The organism is Neorhizobium sp. PAMB6630 (assembly GCF_058242775.1).
The window spans coordinates 3,094,728-3,116,366 of sequence record NZ_CM177836.1; the positions used below are offsets into that span (position 1 = coordinate 3,094,728).

The 21,639-nt window shown below is 60.5% G+C and carries 16 protein-coding genes and 1 tRNA gene; 5 read left to right on the forward strand and 12 right to left on the reverse strand.

The annotated features are described in order from the left end of the window. Window positions 1-25 precede the first annotated feature (25 nt). The gene (locus AC4CWF_RS14875; protein ID WP_491285418.1) at window positions 26-1,015 is read right to left on the reverse strand and encodes an MBL fold metallo-hydrolase; all 990 of its coding nucleotides are present in this window, start codon (window positions 1,013-1,015) and stop codon (window positions 26-28) included. 213 nt (window positions 1,016-1,228) lie between these two features. Between AC4CWF_RS14875 and AC4CWF_RS14880 the strand changes: the two genes are divergently transcribed. Further along, the gene (locus AC4CWF_RS14880; RefSeq protein ID WP_491282416.1) at window positions 1,229-2,638 is read left to right on the forward strand and encodes a DHA2 family efflux MFS transporter permease subunit; all 1,410 of its coding nucleotides are present in this window, start codon (window positions 1,229-1,231) and stop codon (window positions 2,636-2,638) included. A gap of 16 nt (window positions 2,639-2,654) precedes the next feature. Here the strand turns inward: AC4CWF_RS14880 and AC4CWF_RS14885 are convergent, their stop codons facing one another. Both AC4CWF_RS14885 and AC4CWF_RS14890 read right to left on the reverse strand, forming a co-directional pair. Further along, a complete protein-coding gene (locus AC4CWF_RS14885; RefSeq protein WP_491282417.1) occupies window positions 2,655-3,443 on the reverse strand; it encodes an RlmE family RNA methyltransferase in 789 nt (262 codons plus the stop codon). After that, a complete protein-coding gene (locus AC4CWF_RS14890; RefSeq protein WP_491285419.1) occupies window positions 3,440-5,032 on the reverse strand; it encodes a Ppx/GppA phosphatase family protein in 1,593 nt (530 codons plus the stop codon). Before AC4CWF_RS14890 ends, AC4CWF_RS14885 begins: the two co-directional genes overlap by 4 nt. A 907-nt stretch (window positions 5,033-5,939) precedes the next feature. On the opposite strand from AC4CWF_RS14890, the gene AC4CWF_RS14895 reads away from it, so the two are divergent. Beyond that, a tRNA-Gln gene (locus AC4CWF_RS14895) sits at window positions 5,940-6,013 on the forward strand. A gap of 122 nt (window positions 6,014-6,135) precedes the next feature. After that, window positions 6,136-8,259 carry a DUF6538 domain-containing protein gene (locus AC4CWF_RS14900; protein WP_491285420.1) on the forward strand — a complete coding sequence of 708 codons (2,124 nt, stop codon included), beginning with the start codon at window positions 6,136-6,138 and terminating at the stop codon, window positions 8,257-8,259. Window positions 8,260-8,302: 43 nt separating this feature from the next. Here AC4CWF_RS14900 and AC4CWF_RS14905 read toward each other — a convergent pair whose 3' ends face one another. Next, the gene (locus AC4CWF_RS14905; RefSeq protein WP_491282418.1) at window positions 8,303-10,633 is read right to left on the reverse strand and encodes a hypothetical protein; all 2,331 of its coding nucleotides are present in this window, start codon (window positions 10,631-10,633) and stop codon (window positions 8,303-8,305) included. 226 nt (window positions 10,634-10,859) lie between these two features. Here AC4CWF_RS14905 and AC4CWF_RS14910 point away from each other — a divergent pair, with 226 nt between their 5' ends. Then, entirely contained in the window at window positions 10,860-11,363 is a 504-nt protein-coding gene (locus tag AC4CWF_RS14910) for a hypothetical protein (RefSeq protein ID WP_171902407.1), read from the forward strand. Window positions 11,364-11,505: 142 nt separating this feature from the next. Here the strand turns inward: AC4CWF_RS14910 and AC4CWF_RS14915 are convergent, their stop codons facing one another. The 6 genes from AC4CWF_RS14915 to AC4CWF_RS14940 form a co-directional block, all read right to left on the reverse strand. Then, complete coding sequence (locus AC4CWF_RS14915) at window positions 11,506-12,444, reverse strand: DUF429 domain-containing protein (protein WP_491282419.1); 939 nt, start codon at window positions 12,442-12,444, stop codon at window positions 11,506-11,508. 35 nt (window positions 12,445-12,479) lie between these two features. Then, window positions 12,480-13,250 (reverse strand): ATP-dependent metallopeptidase FtsH/Yme1/Tma family protein, encoded by a 771-nt coding sequence (locus AC4CWF_RS14920; protein WP_491282420.1) that lies wholly within the window; start codon window positions 13,248-13,250, stop codon window positions 12,480-12,482. Next, a complete protein-coding gene (locus AC4CWF_RS14925; RefSeq protein ID WP_491282421.1) occupies window positions 13,250-15,214 on the reverse strand; it encodes an AAA family ATPase in 1,965 nt (654 codons plus the stop codon). Before AC4CWF_RS14925 ends, AC4CWF_RS14920 begins: the two co-directional genes overlap by 1 nt. Next, on the reverse strand, window positions 15,207-15,710 hold the full coding sequence (locus AC4CWF_RS14930; RefSeq protein WP_491282422.1) for a hypothetical protein: 504 nt from the start codon (window positions 15,708-15,710) through the stop codon (window positions 15,207-15,209). Before AC4CWF_RS14930 ends, AC4CWF_RS14925 begins: the two co-directional genes overlap by 8 nt. A gap of 150 nt (window positions 15,711-15,860) precedes the next feature. Next, complete coding sequence (locus tag AC4CWF_RS14935) at window positions 15,861-16,985, reverse strand: hypothetical protein (RefSeq protein ID WP_491282423.1); 1,125 nt, start codon at window positions 16,983-16,985, stop codon at window positions 15,861-15,863. Window positions 16,986-17,306: 321 nt separating this feature from the next. Further along, window positions 17,307-18,488 (reverse strand): hypothetical protein, encoded by a 1,182-nt coding sequence (locus AC4CWF_RS14940; protein WP_491282424.1) that lies wholly within the window; start codon window positions 18,486-18,488, stop codon window positions 17,307-17,309. Window positions 18,489-18,828: 340 nt separating this feature from the next. Between AC4CWF_RS14940 and AC4CWF_RS14945 the strand changes: the two genes are divergently transcribed. After that, window positions 18,829-19,764: an HNH endonuclease gene (locus AC4CWF_RS14945; RefSeq protein WP_491282425.1), complete on the forward strand. Its 936-nt coding sequence runs from the start codon at window positions 18,829-18,831 to the stop codon at window positions 19,762-19,764. Window positions 19,765-19,825: 61 nt separating this feature from the next. On the opposite strand, the gene AC4CWF_RS14950 is transcribed toward AC4CWF_RS14945, so the two are convergent. Both AC4CWF_RS14950 and AC4CWF_RS14955 read right to left on the reverse strand, forming a co-directional pair. Continuing rightward, window positions 19,826-20,761: a hypothetical protein gene (locus AC4CWF_RS14950; RefSeq protein ID WP_491282426.1), complete on the reverse strand. Its 936-nt coding sequence runs from the start codon at window positions 20,759-20,761 to the stop codon at window positions 19,826-19,828. Window positions 20,762-20,784: 23 nt separating this feature from the next. Then, window positions 20,785-21,621, reverse strand: a complete 837-nt coding sequence (locus AC4CWF_RS14955; protein WP_491282427.1) for a hypothetical protein — start codon at window positions 21,619-21,621, stop codon at window positions 20,785-20,787. Window positions 21,622-21,639 lie beyond the last annotated feature (18 nt).

Here is a 21,639-nt window from a genome sequence, read left to right on the forward strand (position 1 = left end):
CAAAGGCTGACAGGTGACGATCCGCTCAGATGTCGAACTGGTAGGACTTGGGCACGAAACGGTAGCCCGTCTCCTGCTTTTCCACGTAGCCGACAGCAGGAAACGGCATGTGGTAACCGAGGAAGGCGACGCGGTCGGTGGCGAGCATGTCGAACACCGTCTTGCGGCTTGCGGCGGCCGCCTTCTTGTCCATGTCGAACTTCACTTCCCAGTCCGGCCGCTGCAGCGACAGCACGAAATGGTTGGCCGTATCGGCCGTCAGCACCAGCCGACGCCCGCCCGATTCGACATTGTAGATCATGTGGCCGGGCGAATGGCCAAAGGCTTCCAGGCTGGTAATGCCGCTCACCACGGTTGAACTCTTGCCGATGAACGTCGCCTTGTCAGCCAGCGGCTTCACATTGGCAAGCACCGCCTTGTGGCCGCCTTCCGCTGCCGTGCCGACGCGCGCCGAACTGCTCCAAAAATCATATTCCACCTGGCCGATGATGTAGCGCGCGTTCGGAAAGGCCGGCTTGCCGCCTTCCATCAGGCCGCCGATGTGATCGCCGTGCAGATGCGTCAGCACCACCACGGTCACATCTTCGGGGCGGTAGCCGGCAGCCTCAAGGCCCTCCAGCAGACGGCCATTGCCGGCGGCTCGGCCGCTTTCACCAAAGCCGGTATCAAACAGCACCCGGTCGCTGCCGGTATTGATGAGCGTCGGTGAGAAGGAGTTGACGAAATTGTCCTTGGGCAGGAAATTTTGCTCCAGCAGTGCCGAAACCGTCTGCTCCTTCTGGTTGGTGCCAAAGGTTTCACCAGGTTTGCCGGAGGCGCGGGCGCCATCCTTCACCACCAGAACCTCAAACTCGCCGAGCTTGAAGCTGTGGGTATCTGCCGGCAGGACTTTTGTCATATGTCTATCCGTCGAGGTTTGTGTGCTGCTGGCTTGCGCCAGGGCGCGTCCGGACAGAACTGCCGGTGCGGCCAGAAAGCCCACCCCCGCCGTGCCCAAAAGCGCGCGCCGCCCCATTTTAAAGTTATGCATTGCCACCCTCCCATGCGCAGACCGAATGCGCGTGTGCCGTCGTGACCGGTCGCAGCAACAGATATGGCAAAGACATGCAAAGGAGAACGCCTGTCACGTAGTCGTGATAGCCATGCCAGACACCCTGAAACCCAGTAGCCGGACGCCCAAACGAGGCGTAGGAAGACGCCAGCCGAAGTTTCGCAAAGCATGCCTGCCATGAACCGGATTGTCCCCCTCATCCTTGCCGTCGCTCTTTTCATGGAGCAGATGGATTCCACCGTCATTGCCACCGCCCTTCCCGCGATTGCGACCGACCTTGGCGTCGGGCCGATCACGCTGAAGCTGGCGCTGACCTCCTACATGGTGGCGCTGGCCGTCTTCATTCCGATCAGCGGCTGGATGGCCGACAAGTTCGGCGCAAAAAGCATTTTTCGCGTCGCAATCCTCGTTTTCGTGGTGGGTTCCATCTGTTGCGCCGTTTCCTCGTCCGTCGTGGAATTCGTCATGGCGCGCTTCCTGCAAGGCATGGGCGGGGCGATGATGACGCCGGTCGGGCGGCTCGTTTTGCTGCGCACGACGCAGAAGAAGGATCTGGTCTCGGCCATGGCGCTTCTGACCATTCCAGCCCTTGTCGGCCCGCTGACGGGCCCGCCGGTCGGCGGTTTCATCACCACCTACTTCACCTGGCACTGGATCTTTCTCATCAATGTGCCGGTGGGTCTTGTCGGGGTGTGGCTGGCCACGATCTACCTGCCCGATATCGAACGGCGCGATGCACCGCCGATCGACCTCACCGGCTTCCTGCTGATTTCGCTGACCGCCGCCGGCACCGTGTTCGGGCTTTCGGTGGTCAGCCTGCCGGCGCTGCCGCCGATCGTCGGCATCGTCACTACACTGATCGGTCTTGTCTGCGGCGGGCTTTACCTTCGCCATGCCCGCACGCACCCTGCCCCGATCCTGAAGCTGACGCTGTTTCGCAACCAGGCGTTTCGCGCCGCCATTACCGGCGGCACGCTGTTTCGCATCGCAACCGGTGCCGTGCCCTTCCTGATGCCGCTGATGCTGCAGCTGGCCTTCGGCATGACGCCGTTCCAGTCGGGCCTCACCACCTTTGCCGGGGCACTTGGGGCGCTGACGGTGAAATTCGTTGCCAAGCGGCTGTTTGCCTCGACGGGCTTCAAGATGACGCTGATCGGGGCAAGCATTGCAGGTGCTGCAACGACGGCCGTGAACGGCTTCTTCACCGACCAGACACCGCAGGGCGTCATCATCCTTTTCCTGTTTGCCTCGGGCCTTGCGCGTTCGATGTTCTTTACCGGCACCAATGCGCTGAGCTACTCAGAAATCGAGGATGACGAGGCAAGCCAGGCCACATCCATCAGCTCCGTGCTGCAGCAGGTGAGCCTTGCGCTCGGCGTCGCCTTTGCCGCCTTCGTGCTGGAAGCCTCGTCCTATCTCTCCGGCTCACACCTGCAGCTGGCCGATTTCCACCTTGCCTTTTTCCTCGTCTCGGCGGTGTCGCTCGCGTCGCTGCTGCCGCTGCTGTCGCTCAAGGCCAATGCCGGCTCCGACGTTTCCGGCCACCGCCGTTATGCGGCGCGGCCGGTGGACGTGCCGGGGGAATAGACAAGAGGGCTGAAACTCAGCCCTCGTCATCCTCGTCGGCATACTGCGGACGATGGTCGCCGGCATCCTCCAGCGGATCGTTCTCACGGTGCATTTCGTCGCGGTAACTTCCCATGACGCTGCCTTCCTTGCGGCCCTTGAAACCCTTGGCAAGCAGGAACATTTCCACCGATTCCTGCCGCGATGAGGCCGGCTTGATGTGCATGACCTGGCGAAAATTCTGCTTCAGCATGTTGAGCAGATCCTTTTCCGTGCCGCCCTGAAAGGTCTTTGCCAGGAAATGCCCGCCTTCGCCGAGCACTTCCACGGCAAAATAGGCAGCAACCTCGCACAGATGCATGGTGCGCAGGTGGTCTGTCTTCTGGTGGCCGGTGGTCGGCGCCGCCATATCGGAAATGACCAGATCCGGCGTGCCGCCGACGGCGTCCATCAGCTGCGCCGGCGCATCCTCGTCCAGAAAGTCGAGCTGCAGGATTTTCACCCCCGGCAGCGGCGCCATTTCCAGAAAGTCGATCGCGGCCACGCGCACGTCGGTATCCGTGGAACCGGTCACCTTGGCGGCGATCTGCGACCAGCTGCCGGGTGCTGCACCCAGATCGATGATGCGCCGCGCACCCTTCAGGATCTCGTGTTTTTCGTCGATTTCCAGCAGCTTGAAGGCGGCGCGGGCGCGATAACCCTCGATCTTTGCCCGCTGCACATAGGGGTCGTTGATGTGGCGCTCGATCCAGCGGCGCGAGGACGCCTTGAGCTTGCCCTTTTTCACCTTCTGGCCGAGCTTTCGGCCGATGGGAGCCTTGGTCATCGATGGTTCTCCGTGGCACCACGTGCCGCATTATCGCCTGGGCGGCGGCCGCGAAAGCGCCGCCAGACGCCGTCATCCGCCATCATATCGGTCAAAAGTCCTTCGCGCAGACCACGATCGGCAACCCGCATGCGCTGGCTTGGCCAACGTCTGCGGATCGCCTCCAGAATGGCGCAGCCCGCCAGCACCAGATCGGCGCGATCCGGCCCAATGCAAGGGTTTGCCGCGCGGCCCTCGAAATCCCAGGACAAAAGCTTTTCCTGCATGGCGCTCACTTCCGCATCCGAAAGCCAGAGGCCATCCACCTTGCGCCGGTCGTAGCGCGGCAGATCGAGATGCACGCCGGCAAGCGTGGTGACCGTGCCGGACGTGCCGATAAGGTGAAAATCCTCGTCCGGACGTGTGCTTTCCTCGCCAAGTGCGGGGCATTCGAAACCGGCAAGCATGCCCTCCACCTCGTCGACCATGGCCGAAAACACGGCGGGCGTGACATTCTGCCCGCCATGGCGTTCCGAAAGCGTGACGACGCCGACCGGCAGCGAGGTCCAGTGGGTGATGTGGTTGGCAAGCCTCGAGGAGCGGTTGTCGCGAATGCGGATGACCGCGATTTCCGAGGAGCCGCCGCCGATATCGAACAGCACCACGGAACGCGCCTCGCGCCCGACCAGCGACGAGCAGCCGGAGACCGCCAGCCGCGCCTCGGTTTCCCGGTCGATGATCTCCAGCTCGAGCCCGGTCTCCTTGGTGACGCGGGCCAAAAATTCCTCGCCATTGGCGGCAGCCCGGCAGGCTTCCGTCGCAATCAGCCGCATCTTGCGGATCGGCCGGTTGGCCAATTTTAGCGCGCAGATGCGCAGCGCTTCCACAGCCCGGTCCATCGCCTCGGTGGAAAGGCGTCCCGTCGCGGCAAGCCCTTCTCCCAGCCGCACGATGCGCGAAAACGCATCGACGACACGAAACTGGCCCGGCCGCGTCGGCTGGGCAATCAGCAGGCGGCAATTGTTGGTGCCAAGATCGAGTGCGGCGTAAAGATCATCCGGCGCGCCACGATCGGACGCCGCCCGCTCTGATGTTGCCCGATCTGATGTTGGTCGATCTGACGCGCCACGGAAAACCGTCCCCGCCGCTTCGCCGGCAAATCCGGCACGGCCGCGTGCTTCCTGCGCGGACGTTGTAAAGCCCGGCTTTCCATGCCCCCCTTTGGCATGCCCGCTATGGGGGCCGTGGGCACCATGCGGATGTGCGCCAGAAGAATGAGAACGCGCCTGCGGACCAGAATGGGAACCGGCGGATGAACGACCGCCACCCCCGGCCTGCCCACTCAGATGCCCACCCGCATGGGGGCTGGCAGGAGTGCCGGGATGCCGACCGGATTGCCCGACAGCTGCCCGCGTGCCTTGCCCCGCCTGATGGCCGGCGCCACCGGAATGCCCAGCCTGATGGGGCGCATCGTTTGAACCATGCGCCGCCCCCTGACCTGAACCAGAGCCTGAACCAGAGCCCGAACCGTGGCCGGAATGTCCGTGAGATGCATGACCGGCGCGGCTGGCGCCCCCCTTGCCGGTGGATGCAAGCGGACGTCCCTGCAGGCTGCGCGCCTCGCTTTTGGCGCGACCACGCCGGCGACGACGGCCGGCGGACGTTTCACGTCCGTCACGGCCCTCAGCCCCATCCTCCGGGCGCCCTGATCCGCTCTGCGACGATAGACTGTCCTGGCGTGCGGACCCGTCCGGGCGTCCCGCCCCCTCGCCTTTGCCGACACGTTCGGCACCATTGTACGTCGCAGCGGCAGCGGCCGCATGGCTGCCACCTGATGTCTTTGGCGAAGGCGTACGGGGATGACCAGCAGCATCCGGCGTTCCGGACACGGCCTCTGCGCCGCCACCCGGAGCCTTGTCTTGTCCCTGGCCTTGTCCCTGGCCCTTTGCGCCACGCGAACGTCGGCGCTTGCGCTTGCGCGGCGGGCCGGTATCGTCTTTTATATCCGGGCGTCCGGCATCCGGGCGTGCGCCCTTGTCGATGCCATGCGCAACAGCCGCGGACGGCGGCTTGCCGCTCCGCTTGGCCTTTCGGCGACGGCCGGATTTTTCGTCCGGTCGTCCTGCTGCTGACGCCCCGCCTTCGGGCGGCTTTCCGCCGCTGTCGGGGTTCATCACTGATCTATCCATCATGCCGCGCAAGAGCCGTGGGCCCGCTGCGGCGTTAATCGTTTCGTTGACAAGAGGATAACAGCAGCAGACGATTTCGCCAATGGCTTTGTCACGGCCCAGGATCGCCGCAGTTTGCGCGCCCGCCAAAGCCGCAACACCAGCGCGGCCATCTTCCAGCCGATCCCTCATTTTCGCGCTGCGGAAAAAGTCGCCGATGGGCACTTGATCGACCCGAAAAATCTGTTACAAGGCGCGCACCGACGCGGTTCGGTGCTCAGGAAACCCACCTGAAACTGGCGAAAGCCCACACACCGCACAGTCCGAAACACATGGTGTTTCGACAGACTGGGGAATAGTTCAACGGTAGAACGACGGACTCTGACTCCGTTAATCTTGGTTCGAATCCAGGTTCCCCAGCCAATTCTCCCTAAAAGCCCTTAATTCTTTGATTTTCCAGTCGTGCCGGATATCGTTTTGGCATCATTGGCGACCTGATGCCCAGAACTGATGCCCAAAGGTGATGCCCACGACGCTTGAGCGCGGTGGAAAAGCCTTGGGCAAAAGACAGGGCATTCGTCATGGCCGTGCGCCACGAGGTCGAGAATCTGATCCGCCGCGGAAACATCTTCTACTGGCGGCCGCGCATCCCGGCCGCCTTCATCCACTGTCGGCCAGGCAGCCGACTTTCACTGAGCCTTCATTGTTCAGACCATAGAAGGGCTCAGATCATTGGCCGCAAACTCAACACGCGGCTGGCCGAATTGAAGATGCGTTCGAAGGACATGATGACGACCCGGCAGCAGCTACAATCTTTGTTCGAACACGAGCGGGACAAGGAACTCGAAAGGCTCGACGACATCAGCACGATGGCCAAACGCAATGGACGCGGTGGCGATGTCGTCGAGATGGAACTCGATCTCGAGGTCGGCTGGGCCTGTCAGCTTCTGGCGAAGTTCGGGACCCGCGTGGAGCTTTCCCTGGAGGACGGATGCGCTGGCCTCGCCTACCTCATGAAAAGGGGCGTACCGATCTCGCATGTCGATGCTATCCGGGCAAACTATCGGGGAGAGTTGACCACGGCACGCAGCGCCGGATTCGAAGACGGCATCCGAAGACTGATCTTTCATTTCGAAATCGACGACACGGCGACCAACCGCGAACGAGCGACGTCGAAGATGTTCGAAGGCCGCGCAGCAGCGCTTCTCGACATTGACGAGCGCCACGACCTCGTCGACAAGAGTCAGAGCGAATTCACAGGCGGCGGAAGAGCCGTTGCGCCTTATCCTGAGACCCAGGCGGCTGACACCGCAGCTTCAGGCCCCGCTCCTGCGGCTTCATTCCATGAGCGACCCTTGCCAACGGCTCTGATCGCCATTCCAGAAGAAACGGAAATCTCCCAGCTCGATCTAACCCCGCGCCCGGCGGTGGCGAAAAAGGCCGCCTCGAAAGCTTCTGAGGCCGGGCAACGGGTAGTTGCCGTTGCGGACTTCGAGCAAGAGTGCGAAAAGCTCATCGCCAACATGGGAGACGAATGGGAGCCAGCGACCGCGCGGGATGCAATGGCGCTGGTGCGGATGTTCAAATCGGTGCTCATGGAGCATGGCGTTCAACATTCCGGGCAAGTGGAGCAGTACCACATCGGCCTGTTGCGTCAGCACCTCAACCACATTCCAACAAATTGGGGACGCAGCAGTAAAATGCGTGTCATGTCGGCGCCTGACCTACGTGCTGAAGGCGAGAAACTGCGCAAAGCGGCTGAGCTGACGAGCACCGTTGCGAAAGTTGGTCTGGCCCCCACGACGATCCGAAAGCACTTCGGAAATCTGCAGCACTTCCTGAAACATCTCAAAGGTCACGGGTTCAAAATTGAGAGCTGGACCTTTGAAGGGCTGCGTCCGAAAAAGCCGAAGGTCGGCGAGATTCGCGGCAAACAGTACAAACCATCGCCGCAGGATATCGCCCCGATCTTCTCCTGCCCGCTCTATGCCGGCTCCCTCGGCCACCTGCGTGGACAAAGACGAGCGGCCGGACAACAGGTATTTCATGACTCGCTCTACTATTTGCCGATCCTGTTCACTTATCTTGGCCCTCGCCGCAGAGAATTTGCTGGGCTTCATGTAAATGACATTGCAAGAGACGGGGACGGCTATGTCATCATCCTTAGGTCCAACGGGATTCGCCGACTGAAGAACATCCAGTCACAACGCATGCTTCCCATGCCCGAAGAGATGGTTCGATTGGGCTTCATCGAATACGTCCAAGCGATCAAGAAGCTAGGATATGCGACCCTCTTCCCGGATCTCTTCTCGGACAAAACGGAAAACGACCCAGGCGACAGGTTCTACGACACCTTCGTTCCGATCATGCAGGCCGTCCTCGGCGAAAAAATGTGGGAGCGCGCCATTCATGCTTTCCGGCATGGCTTCGCAGATACTCTCAAGCAGGCCGGAGTCTCGCAAGACGTCATCGAGGACATTTCGGGGAGATTGGCTGAGGGCAATGAGACCAGCACTCGATACACCAATCCTGCTGGGCTGCCGTTGATGCGAAGCGCCCTGCAACACTATCCGATCATCTCATCGGTCATCGAACCCAAGCCATTGCAACTTCTCCCGTGGGTCGAAAAGAGACAACCACCGCCGTGGGCACGCGAAGGCAAGAAGTGAATGATCAAGGCGGAAATGATTTCCGCCTTGATCTGCCACATGATCAGGCGGCTTCCCAAACCTGATTGAGAATTCGTGCGGCCAGTGCCGCCTTGTCTTGAGGTAAGAAGCGGCCATAATGCTTGGCCACCATATCAGCCGTATCCTGGATCGCGTAACTTGCCTGCTCGTATGAGCCGGTCTGCTTCAGGATGTGGGTCGCGAGCACATCCCGCACGTTATGTGGACCATGAGGCAGCAGGCCTTTGATCGCCCCTCGCCCGGTATAGGGATTATAGATGCCGTAACGCTGGATGGTCAGTCTCCAGGCCTCGTAGAAGGTCGTCACGTCATATGCCGCATCGGTGCTTGTCGTCTTCACCGTCTTCACGAAGAAGGTTCCGGGATCGGCAACTCCCTTGAGAAGCGTAGCGCGATGACGGTCGACATAGTCATCGATGTAACGGTAGAGGTCGAGCAGATCCGGTAGAACCAGCCGGAACGGCTTGTCTCCAAAAAATGACGAATGGGCATTCTTGAAGGCGACTGCTGGAATCAGCACTTCCCAGCCACTGTCTCGCTCGCTCCAGCGAATTTCTCCGCGCTTCAGCTTTTCGAGGACACGTTCCGGACGCGGCATCTGTCCGCGTGGGCAGAGCATCAATTGCCGGAGATTTTTCTGGCGGAGCCCCAGATGCAATCCCAGCCGCAACATGAGGAACGATCGAACTGCCTCCGCGGCCGGGCGCGGATAACGCTCTTCGTCCGGCATGAGGCGAATGATCTCCTCAGTGATCTTGCGATATTCGCCAACCGGACTGTCGGCCTCGAGCACTGGCATGATCGGCTCGAACGGATCGCGATGGACGCGGGCGATGCGCTGGATTTCCTTTACGCGATGAGCGGCGTGCTTGTGGAAATCCTCACACGCACCATGCCAATCCTCACGGGCATAGTCGATCTCGTTTTGCGAGACGAGACCGGGAATCGGCTGAACCCGAGCGAGAAGTTCGGGATGCTGTCGAAGCCATCCAGTGCCTTCCTTGGTGATCGCCAGCGCTATCCGCAGCATATCGACTTCCCAGGCCGTGTAGAAACCGCGACGGCTTTCACGCCATTGCAGATACCAGTCCCATATGCCCGGGAAGATCAGGAGACCGAATGTCAGGTGGCGGACCGGCACGCCGTAACCCTTGATCTCGCCCGTCCTCGACGCCGCCAAGGCGCCGAACATGAGCCCCAAATGCTCGATCTTCTGAGAAGCCGTCTCCTCACCCCAGACGCCGTTGCGTTGGAAGCCGATCGACGTGAGGGCCGAGGTCTTGAAGCGGACGAGGTCTGCCATTTCCAGGGCCAATGCGGGCGGTGCATCCACGACGCCCGACAGGAGATCGGGATCCTCGATCCATGTCTCCTCATAGTTTGCCGGCACTGCGATCTTGCCGTCTCGCGGTGCACGTCCGCCATAGGACACGCCCGGGAAGCGGATGGCGTAGCGTTGTTTGGCTGCGGCCGCCTGGAATTTTCTGTAATCCGTTGAGCCGCTGATGATTACACGACGCACCCAATCCAGAATCTCCTGGCGCTTGGCAAATGGTAGAGCATTGTAGTCGTCCGGGAGATGCCAGGCGATCCTTCGACGTTCAGCCGGATCGAGTTCCGACAGATTGAAACCGGACGCTGACCGTGACTGATGCGGAAGTTTTGCCTTAAAGTATCCGTCCGGAAGGCGGTAGCGGCGCTCGATCCGCCCGAGCACTTCAAAGCTGTCGGTGCTGCGAGGCACGCGCCGTCCTTCGATCCAGCTCAGCAGTGTGTTTTTGTCCATAGCCTCGTCGGAGCGGACGACGGAACGATGGAGGACCCAATAGGTTTCGTCATGCCGCCGCATATGAAGCTGGAGCGCCTCAGCGAAACCGGAAGGATCGGACCATTCCCGGAACAAGGTTTCCGGAAACTCGATGATGTCCGCGGGCTTTCGTTTCGGGAAATCGTCCCGACGCGGCGTGATGTCCGCTCCAACAGTTCCCGCGCGAGCTTTCGGTCGATCGGCCAACACCACCTTCTTCTTGTCCGCGGCAGATTTCCGTGAACTGCGTGTAGCATCTCTCCCGGCGTCGCCATCCCTGCTCCATCGAATGATAGCATCAAAGGCCGGATCGATTGCACGGTGATGTACGGCGAGCATCGCCGCATCCACGCCAGTCAGCCGGGCAACCACATCCCAATCCGTGTGAACTCCGGTTCGCTGCGGACCGCATCGTCGCTCGATGAGACGCCGCATATAGGCGGTGAGAGCGTCGGTATCTTTCGTCGAGAAGATTGGCATCAGTCGCATCGCGCAATAGGCGTCGATCTTGCGCTGGAAGGCTTTCATTGCGGTAAGTTTCGTCATTTCACTTCATACTCGTTGTTACTGGACCCCTCAGTTCAGGGGGGCGGTCGAGCTAAGCGAAGCGCGTTAATGAAACGTTGGAGCCCACGGCACGCTCTGGAAATTCGATTCAGAATCGAACGGCGTTTTACGAAGTAATGGGGGGAGAACACCTGAAATGGACAAACGCCGTTAGGCGCTGAGCGGTACCAGCAACAAGGAAGACCGGAACCAAAGGTGGTCCGAAATGAATGACCGCTCAAGCATCCTGATCGACACCGTCGGGATAGAGGAGGTGAAGCTTCCGGCGGAACGGAAGGCCACCGGACCGGTACTTCGAGACGAGATCGTCGAAGACCCTATCGCATTCGCCCTCATCGAAGCCTTGATCGCTCAGCATAGACACGATCACGTCCTGGAATTTCCCGAGTTCAGCCTCCTGGCCTTTATCGACCGCCCTGCGGATGAGCCAGTAAAGGGCCACCCTCGCGAGATCATCCCGCTCAGGCCGACGGGCACTCCTGTTCGCATCACGAAGCGCCTTCTGCCGCTGCCTTGCCGCTTTTACATTCATCATTCGCCCTCCCATTCCTCGGCCTCCCCAATGGTCAGGGGACCGGCCGACCGGCGCAAGCGCCGTTTGGCAGAATCGAAAATATCGAACCGGGAATCGGCAGCTCAGAGATTTGAATCAAAAGAGCGCAATTTGTTTCACGTTGCGGGCACGTTGCCTTGCATCAATACAGGGTGAACCGCAGCAAACGGCGTTGCTGAATCATTCGGTTTGAGTTCTGAATCAAAAATCCCGAACTCGGAATCAAAAGAGCGCAATTTGTCTCAGGTCCTGAAGACGTGAGGTACGTTGCCGACAACCTGCCTCACGTCATCTCGGGTTACCGTGCATCATTGCGATGATGACCGAGGATCCAACCCTCCCATCTGCGCACCCCATCGATATCCGGAACGCCCTCGTCGCGCCGCCCGTCGACGACGTCGAGCATGCCGCACAGGCCGACGACTGCATCAAAACGATCCTCACCCGCCTTATCCGCGCCGAACCCATCTTCAATCATCGGCAGGAGAGCATGAGCGTCGAGATCCGGCCGTGTCTCAAGCCAAGGTATCATCATCCTCGCTATCCGCTGGCGATCTCCCTGCCGCCGCTTGCTCCAGCCGCTGCGGGGCATGCCGAGTTGTCTGTAGACATCACCGGGATAAGTCTCAGCTATTACGCATGACCTGGTATCGAGAAGATCGACAAGACGGCCGTCGAACGGCCAGAGGCCGATGTCATCCAGCCGGGGGACGATCATCTCTCTCCATCCGGTGATGGCGCCTTTTCCGACCTGATTGCCGCCGAGCGTCCAGAACAGCATGCAGGCGGCCTGCCTATCAGGGGCCGCGCGTTCGCAGAGACGTAAGAGCGCGTGCGGATCGGTCACGCCGAGAGCTTCGAAGAGATGCGCTCGCTGGGTGCCTCCCGGCCGCGCCGGATAGAAGGGGCGGTGGAGGGAGATGCGGCTACGGTGGTCAGCAACGCTATACCAGTCCGACCAGATACCTGATCCGAACGAGGCAAGGGCTTGACGAAACGAACCAAGCTCGGTGGTGCGCGCGTAGGCCATCGGAAGACCGATTGGGAAATCGAAACCGAGGAGCAGAGCGCCTTTCTCCACCGATCTGACCTTCATCCGGTCAATCAGGGTCGACGTGTCGCCCACCAGCTCTGGCGCATGCATCTGCCAGCGCACGCCGTCCCGGATGGCAACCGCCATCCAGCGCTTCTTGCGGTCCATACTCCAGTCGCAATGCGCGACAACAGCGACATTCATACCTTACTCCCAACTACGACGCTCACCGAAGGCTATCAGCTTCCTCCTGCACGATCACTGTGTTTGAGGAGCCGCTTCACGGCCACTCCATCGAGCGCCTGAGCATCGAACAGTGCCTTGACCAAGGCATCAAGTCTGTCCCGGTTTTCGGTGAGGGTCTCGACAGCACGTGCGAACGCCTTCTCCAACCGCGCATGAATACGCGCCGCCAAATCCGGATTGCCATCGAGCACAGCAGTCGGATCCTTATCGTCGCGGTATAGCAGCGGCTGGACGGCGCCGAAGCCGAGGCTACGTTCCATGGCAAGCGCGAGCTTCGTCGCCCGCGCCAGATCGCTGTCTTCGGAGCCACCCGATCCGGCAGACACCTTGCCAACCACGATCTGCTCGGCAGCCCTCCCCGCCATCAGCATGGCCAGCATGTCCTCCCGATAGCCAAGCGTGTCGCTGCCGGATGCGGTGAAGCCAAGGTGGCTGTAGCCGCCGCCACTCGGGGTATCGATGTTAAGGCCATGGATCGGCCCAAGCCTGAGAGCGTGATGAACGACCGCATGACCTGACTCGTGGATCGCGAACCGCCAGCGCAGATCGTAGGGGACCATCGGCCGGTCCATCCGGATGCCTTCCTCGATGTCTTCGTAACGGATCGACCGCTTCTCTCGGCGCGCTTTCAGCCGTGCCTGGCGAACGATCCGCTCGATGTCGGCGCCTGTCAAACCCATGGCGCGGGTGGCCAGCCGGTTCAGGACCGCCTGAACAGCGGCGTGAGGCATGCCGGGTTCAATGTGCGTGGATGTGGCGGTCATTATGCTGCTCCTTTCCGGACTTCGTCGGAACGAGGTTCGTCATCATCGTTGTTATCGGCCTGCCCGTCGAACACTGATGGTTCTTCGGTCAAGGCCCCGGCATCCTCTGAACATCTTTCATCGGCCTCAGTGCTCTTCGACCCAGCCTCGCCGACCAGCGCCGCAACGTCATCGCCCAGATGATAGGCGAAGATCTCCGCGAGCGTGGCGACATCGGGCAGAGGGATTTCGATATGCGTCTCCAATCGCCCGGAGCGCTTGATCGCGTCATCGATCTGTTCCGGCCTGTTCGTGGCGCCAACGATGACCAGCCCTTCACTCTTCACGGCGCCATCCAGCAATTCGAGCGCTTTGTTGACCATTGTATTCCAGTAGTCTGCGTATTCCTGCTCGGCTGGCTGCCTTTTGCCGATGCCGTCGATCTCGTCGATGAACAGGATGGATGGCGCGAGCGCGCGGGCCTCGGCAAAAGTCTTGGCCATCTTGTCGATGACATCATTGAGATGCCCGCCCTGTAGCCAGGTGGAAACGGACGTGGCGACCAAGGGAACCTGCAAGGAGTTGCACAGCGCCCGGGCGAAGGTTGTCTTGCCGGTCCCCGGCGCGCCGTAAAGCAGCAGCTTGGTGCTCATGTCCGACCAGGCAAGCGAGCCTTTACGGTAGTCGGCGAGATCCACTTTCAGATCCAGTGCCCAGGTCTTGGCCTTGCCGTAGCCGGACAGGGCCTCGACGGTTAGTGACCGGCGGCCGGGCGCATCGATGTCCTCAAGCGGCTTCGGCTGGATGACCTCGGCACCCGATGGCTTGTCGCGCTTCCAGCCGCCGCCGCTGTCCTTTCCGGACGAGGTCTTCTCTGACGATGCCGCATCCTTCTTCGACTTCGATGGCTTGCCGGCGTCGGTCGTAGCCGGATCGGCTTCACCATCATCGCCGTCCCGGGCCGCAATGCGATTGCGCTCGGTCAGTGACGCCAGCACTGCGATCACCTCATGGGCGCTCCGCCCCGGCCGGAAGGCGAGCACGACATCATCGATCGTCAGGTAGTGGGCGTCGTAGGCTTGTCGCCACTGCTCCAGCGCCCCGATGCCAGCAGAGCCATGCATCGCTTCGATCATTGTACTGACGAATGAGTAATCCAGCCAGCCGGTGGCGAGATCGATATCGGCGGCAATGGTGATCTCGGACGGAATGGACTCCGACTTCTCCGAGATGGCCACGACCGGATAATCCCGCGTCAGGGCATTTACCAACCGCCGCTGCAGCGCCGCTCCGCCGATGCGCCGGACATTGTCTCCGATGAACTGGATATAGGTCCGTCCCGCTCCTTCGGACGCTACAAAAGACCCGTCGTCATAGACATAGTCACCATCAATCCCATTCGGCGCACCCCCAGGGATGAAGCCGGGCACCTCGATCAGCCGCCGCATGGCCTGCTCGAAGCCTGCCATCGGCGCATGCAGTGAAACGACGGGCGCCGACATAGTGGCAGCGCGTACGATCTTGGCAAAGGGCACGGGGCCATTCTCGATCGCGCGGGCAAGCACGAGGGCGGCGACGATGTTGCTGACCAGTGGCGCTCTGCCCGCCCGGCCAACGAGGCCGACGGCGTAAGCGCGGCGAGCATGATCAGAGGCCGAGATACGTTCACCGGTTCCGGCCTGCGTCCCTCCAGACGGAAACGGCGAGACGAACGCATGAGGTCTGCCTTCGGTCACGACGATGTCGGATGGCTGTGGCGGCGGCAGAAGATAGCCGCCAAAATTCCGGCGCAGCCACGCCAGATCCTGATTGCGATCTCCGGACAGACGGGAGGTATTGAATGCCGGTGCGTAGCGCCGCATGACATGGCCGCCGATCTCGACGATCTTCACGTGCAGCAGACCATTGCGATGCGCGTTGCGCTGCGCCTCGCGACGGGCGATGCGCTCCAGGCGGCGAATGAGGAGACGGGACAGCTTATTCATCGACGCAGCCCTCCGTCGTCGCGGCAATGATTGCCGTTTTGGGATCGGGCGACTGGGTCTTCGTCGGCTTGCGCCGCTTCAAGCTGCCCGGCCCTGCCTGGCGGCGCTCCCGGATCATGCGGCGACCGGGACGGGACGCAGCGCGATCCGGTTTGACGGGATCCGGCGAAGACGATGCCACGAGATCGCGGTTGCGCCCTGCGAGCCAGTCGAGCAACAGGCGGCAGGCCGGATTACCGTGATCGGCATGCGCCCGTAGTCGGTCGGTGATCGCATCCGGCACGGTGCCGGTAAGACAATCGCCCTCCCGAACATGGCCGAGCGCCAATCCGATCAGCACAGCCGGATCGTCGGCAAGCGGACGGCCGAGACCGGATCCGGGATAGCGAAGGATCGTGCCATGCGAGCGATGGCAAGCCAGGCTTGGCGATGAAGTGGGCGAGATCGTCTCGCAACGGATGCGCGGCGGCACATCCGGATGGGTGTCGGAAGACATGACGGCTCCTTGGCCAGACCACATTCGATCCGGCACCAATGAGAGATGAGGGAATGGTGAGGAAGCCACGGCCCCTGGCCATGGCGGTCGACTTCCGATGCCTGACGACAAGCGTCAGGGCACGGCGTTCAAGCCATCAGGACACTTGGATCAGTGCGCCGCCGGACGACGGGCATAGCCGACGCGAAAGAAGATCGGCTTCGCCGCGTCATCCTCAATCTCTTTGAACGGCCCGAAGATTTCATCTCCGAGTTCATCATGAGCGAGATCGTCATCGCCCGAGCGGGCAGCCTGATCTTCCTCGAAGGTCTTGCCTGGACCGTTGAGATTGATGCGCGAGGGCATGGGGACTGAAGAATGGCCGACCACGTCGACCGCAACGGTCATGGCCGGCTCGTTCACACTGATTGCCCTGCGCGCCTCAACTTCGAGAAGCTGCTGCACACGACGACCAAAGCGCAGGCGCAATTCCGCCATGCAGGCGGCGACACCATCGATCTCCAGAAGGTCGTCAATCTCGGAGAGTGCCCAGACCCCGTTGGCATGATCGCTCGGGCGGCTGGCACCATCGACGATCGCCACTTCCACCGCATCGACCATCAGGCGCTTGTGATGTTTGTAAAGCCAGTCCGGCAGAACCATTGCCCCCGCCATCATCTTCATCTTCAACTCTTCGAGGCGGCTCGTATCGCCATACGACGCCAACGACCGCTTGAGGTCCAGGATGTAGGCCGTGTGCCGCGCCCGGTTCACGACGATCAGGTCCGGCGTGTACGATCCCTTGGCCGGTGCCTCGCAATCGAGCTTTACGCCATCCAGGCTGGTCCAGTCGTTTCCGGACAGGGCTTCCATCGCAGCCTTGACCAGCGGCAGCTTTAACGACTGCGTCAGGACCAGGACGTTCGGGTTGGCTTTCGCCAGGCGGTCGACCGCCTGCTCCAAAAGCTTGCCTTCCCGGAATGAGACCGCGCGGACAAGCGAGGCGATGTTGACGTAGTGGCCGAGGATCTCGTCCTCGGTCGGCTCGCCGTCCATGATGGCCGCAATGGCGCGATTGATCAGCAGATCGAGATCGGCCTCGACATCGGCGAAGCGAACGAGATGCGGATGACGGCGCAGCACGGCTGGCCCGTTGATTGAAGCCACAGCCTGAACTGCGTTGCGGCCAAAGCCAAACGGGCGCGGTCGGGATGCGGCAGCCGCGGCGGCTTCGCTGGTGTTGATGATAGAACGGAGAACTTCCCCATAGGGAACAGAAGCGGTATTCGTGCTCATAGCCCGATTCCTTCTTGTACAAGGTTGACGGTCAGGCCCTTGTCGATGTTGCAAGCATCGGCAGGGGCCGTCTTGTTCCGGCCATCCGGAACATCCCCAACCTGGCAGGACCCGAGGCCGGGCTCAAGGACCCGGATCACAAAAAGAGAACGAAGCCGGTACAAGGTTAACGCGGGGCTCACAGTCCCCGACCTGGATGGGATCGTAGATCGCTAACCGATTTCGTTTCCGCAGAATTCTGGCTGGATCCGGAAAATGAGAAAGGGCCGACAAGCGGCCCTCTCGAACTCAATGGCAAGACGGTACACCCGGCTTCCAACTTCAAGCCGTGGCGGATGGTGGCGAGGTCGGCTTTGCCTTGGCCAAGAATGCCGGACGCTGGACACGCTTCTCGGTCTTGGCCAGGGCTTCCGTCAAAGTCGGGATAGATTCCTGCCCCGTCTTCTCCGGCAGCGACAAGTCGACCGTGGCAACCATGCCAAATGCCGCCGCCATCGACGTCAGCGATTCTTCGATCGATGGCACACTGGCTACCTCCGACTTCGAACCCTTGGGAGCTTCTACCATCACTGTCTCGGCCACGGGAACCGCAAGGGCAGCGGCCTTCGCGTCCGGCATGGTCGGCCCGGCCTTCTCGGGCGCCGCCCAATCCAGCAGCGGCAACACCTCGGTTTCCAGCCAGATCCGAAGCTCGGCCTTGTCGGGCCAATAGGTCGCACTGCCCATTTTGTAGAGCAGCCGGCTGATCTTTTCCCAACCTGATTTCGTCGGCAACGCGGTGGACGACATCGTATGCTTGTCGTTTGGATGCGGCTGGACGAACTGTACCAGGCTTTCCAACTCGCGGTGTGCGAGGCGTGCAGTCAGGTGGGTTTTCTCAGCGAGATCCTTCTTGACGATGTTGTTTTTCGGCAAAGCCTCGACAACGTGGGCGCGGATCTCCTCGATGTGCCCCGCGAATGACTTCATGCCCTCGCGGACCTTGATGGCGATGATCGCCTTGAGCCCGTCGAGCCCACCGGCATCGTAAGGATCAACCTCCGGCTTCGGTTCGACGTCCTGCTTCGACCCGGCCATGATCGCCGCGACGTCCTGCACCCGCAGACGACTATTCAAACCAGCAAAGCCGATCGCCTGCTCGATCTGCTCCGGCGTTGCGGAACTCAGCTTGCCGAGCACAGTTGGTCCCACGGCCAGTTCGACCAGGATCTTCCTGTATGCTGCAAGATTGCGAAATACTGCGCGGTGCGTCCGGACGTGTCGCGCCGTACAGCCGCAGCACTCGATAGCCCATTTTTCCAGGGTGCCTTCCGGAAGCAGCGGGGCTACTTTCTCGAGTTCCTCGCCGTATTTGAAGGTCTCTTCCGTAGACCTGCGCGTCACGCTGATGAGGAACTGGGCGGTCTCCTCAAGCTGGGCCTTGATGTCCTCGGCCAAACCATGGGCTTCGTAGAAGGGGTGGGCAGCAGAGGCAAAAGCGGATGCTTTATTGATGTTCTTCACAGTCTATCTCCTTGATTGTTTATGGCAGTAAGTTTCCATGAACTTACCCAACTATTATCGCACAGGCCTCCGAGAAATAAACCAACTAAAGGTTTTGCAATAATTTGTTGCCAAGATTTATACGCAAAACAATACTATATTTACTTGAAGGTTGGGCACTTTGAGCCCCCGTCAGAGGAATCTTGCTTCTCGTTGAGGCAAGAAAAGCCTACAATTAATACGAGTGTGGCCTGAGGCGCTTTCCGGCCCGTGTGCACCCAAGCGCCCCCTTTCAACATCCTGTCCCGCCTGGTAGTCAGAACGGACTGGCCGCAACTTGTCTGCATGGAAAAGCGCGCTTATGGCAAAGGCAGTTCTGACGACAAAGATCGATCCGACCTATGACGATCTGCCCGAGCAGCGGTATCATTTCCCGCGGACCTATTTGCGTCAGATCGAGGCCGCGCGGGGAGACTGGATCGTCTATTACGAGCCACGGCGGCCCAGCGGTGATCTCATGAAGACGGGTGGCAAGCAGGCTTATTTCGCGACGGCCAGGATCTCCGACATCATCGAGGATCCCTCAAAGGCCGACCACTTCTATGCGCTGATCGAGGACTTTCTGCAGTTCGACCACGCCGTGCCGTTCAAGGAGGCTGATCACTATTATGAGCGTGGCCTGCGTAAGGAGGACGGCTCAACGAACAAGGGCGCCTTCGGGCGCGCCGTCCGCAACATCCCGGATGAAGAATACGACCTGATCTTCGCCGCCGGCTTCGCGCATGTGCTTGGTCGACGAGACCGCGAGCGACCGGCGCCCGATCCGGCCGAGGAGGCGCGTCTTGGGTTTGGTGACAATCCGCAGATGCCCTACGAGGTCGACAGCATAGACCGACGGATCGTCGCCCAGGTGCTACAGCGCCCCTTCCGGGACCGAGCGTTTTCTGTGGCGATCAAGGCGGCCTACCAGGACACCTGCGCCGTAACCGGCCTCAAGCTGTTCAATGGCGGCGGGCGCTCGGAAGTGCAAGCCGCCCATATTCGTCCGGTCGCAGATCGCGGGCCGGATAGCATTCGCAACGGCCTCGCCCTTTCCGGCACCATGCACTGGATGTTCGACCGCGGCCTGATTTCGGTCGATAACGACTACAGCCTGCTGATCGCTGACAGCGGTGTGCCCGACACCATCACAAGGCTCATCAATCCGGAGCGGCGCCTGCTTGTCCCAGCACGCGCGGACGAGCGGCCGCATTCGCAGTTCCTGGAGTATCATCGCGAGCAGGTGTTCAAAGGGTGAGACAGCGGAAATTATTTCCGGAGAACCGGAAGTCGCCCTTGCCTGGTATTCTGAGGACCTCTCATTTTACTCGAGGGAAAGGACCTGACTCATTTCTCCTCCAAGAGCCTTTCGAAGGTTCGGTCCGCCCCATTCGCTGCACTATGGGAACCGGCCCAAGATGCGCGTCCGGTGCCACGGAAAAACAAGCGCCATCGAGGTAGTCACGGTCATCTCTAGTGAACCCAGCATGGACCTGCCCGTTGTGAGCGGACAATTCCAGCCGCTGAAGCACCCCACCGATGCTTTCCATGAGTTCAGAGTCAATCTTGAGAAGCATTTCCTCTTCCGTCGCCTTTTTCTCGGCCACATCGTGACGCGCCAGCTCAAGCTCCCGGTCGAAGAGCGCGTCAGAATATGATCGCAGTGTTTTCGAGGAAACTCCTTCTCGATGCTTCCTGATCCGGTTTCTCCATTCATCCGCCCGCTGCGTGAAGCCCGCGTCCTGACCGATGGTCTCCAGGGTATTTTCGTCGGCAAGTATGAAGGATGACGTCGTTCCGGAGCGCTTGGAATAGGCTACTCGTCCGATCCACGGTTGATCGATATCGAACCCAAAGATCAGGAACCGAACCACGGGATCGGTGTCACCGCTGTGCTCCGCGAAATAGCTTTCGCAAAGCTTGGTCAGCAGGTTCAGGAGACCTTCACCCGTTGGCTGCGGCGAGTAACCATTTGGGGCAACGAGAGAGGCAAGCAATTTGCTGAAATGCGCGACCAACGTAAGGGCCTCGAAGCATGAACCAGAGAAGCCCAAGCCGATGGTTGTCTTGAAGTAGGGATTCGTCCATGCGCCAACCACGGGCGCAAGGCCATCTATCGAGTGGCACCGGACCGCAATCGCGAAAAGTTTTTCCGTCGTATCGGAGACTGTCTTGAAGGTGCCGTTTGTTTGACGGATGGAAGCCCGCGTGTCAGCGAGCGCCGTTAGCCGCGGAAGGCCGAAGCTCTTTTCCAACCTGACACATACAAGGGTCATCGCTACCCACTCGCTCTCGCGTTCAAGGCGTGCGTCGAGGTGGCGATGCGGGGACCGAAACGTGTTTCGAATTCATCCCAGAGCTCGTCGTAGAGCGCGTCCAGTTGGCCCACGAGTTGTTTTGTCGACACGTTAAACTCGCGCTGCACCCCCACGAGTCCTTCCCTGAAGGAACGGTTGACGTTGATGCGGCGTCCATTTCGGTCCCTCCCCATCATGCCTTGCCCCCTCTCGAACATCGCTGCGAGCTTGAACGTCTGATCATCAAGGGTGAAGGCGCGCTCCAAGCCCTGATGTATACGAGCGTTACGCTCGTTTCTCAGTTTCGACTGCTCGTCAAGCATCAGACCGAGATGATCTATGACAGCCGTAGGGACGCCTGCCTGCTTGAGCTTCTTCATTTTGCAATCCGGCGGCGGAAGGCCAGTCTCGAAAACGGCGTTCACAAGCTGCAACGAGCAATCCACGACCGATATAAACCGGGTCAGAAAGACGTCGGCGGCGGCCGTGAGCCACTCGTAGAGCGTGATCGGCAAGCTTTCGACCTTTGGAAACGGATCCGGCCATAGCATGTCCCCCACGAGGTTAAGCGATTCAACCCGGCGAACGAGCAGATGGACACATTCATTTATGTCGTAAGCGTATTTGCAGTCCGGATGCTTGGAGAGCTCAGCGTAACTCTTGAAATGATACGCGACGATGTTCAGGTCGTACACGCGACCAACGAAAGCATGGTTGTCCGACGGCAGGACATATCTCTTCAAGAACCTCGTGCTCGGCGTCTTCTTGGCATCCAAGTCGCTTTTGTCCACTTCGTCGTGCTTTTCCAGGTTTGTCACGATTTTAATTTTCCCAAG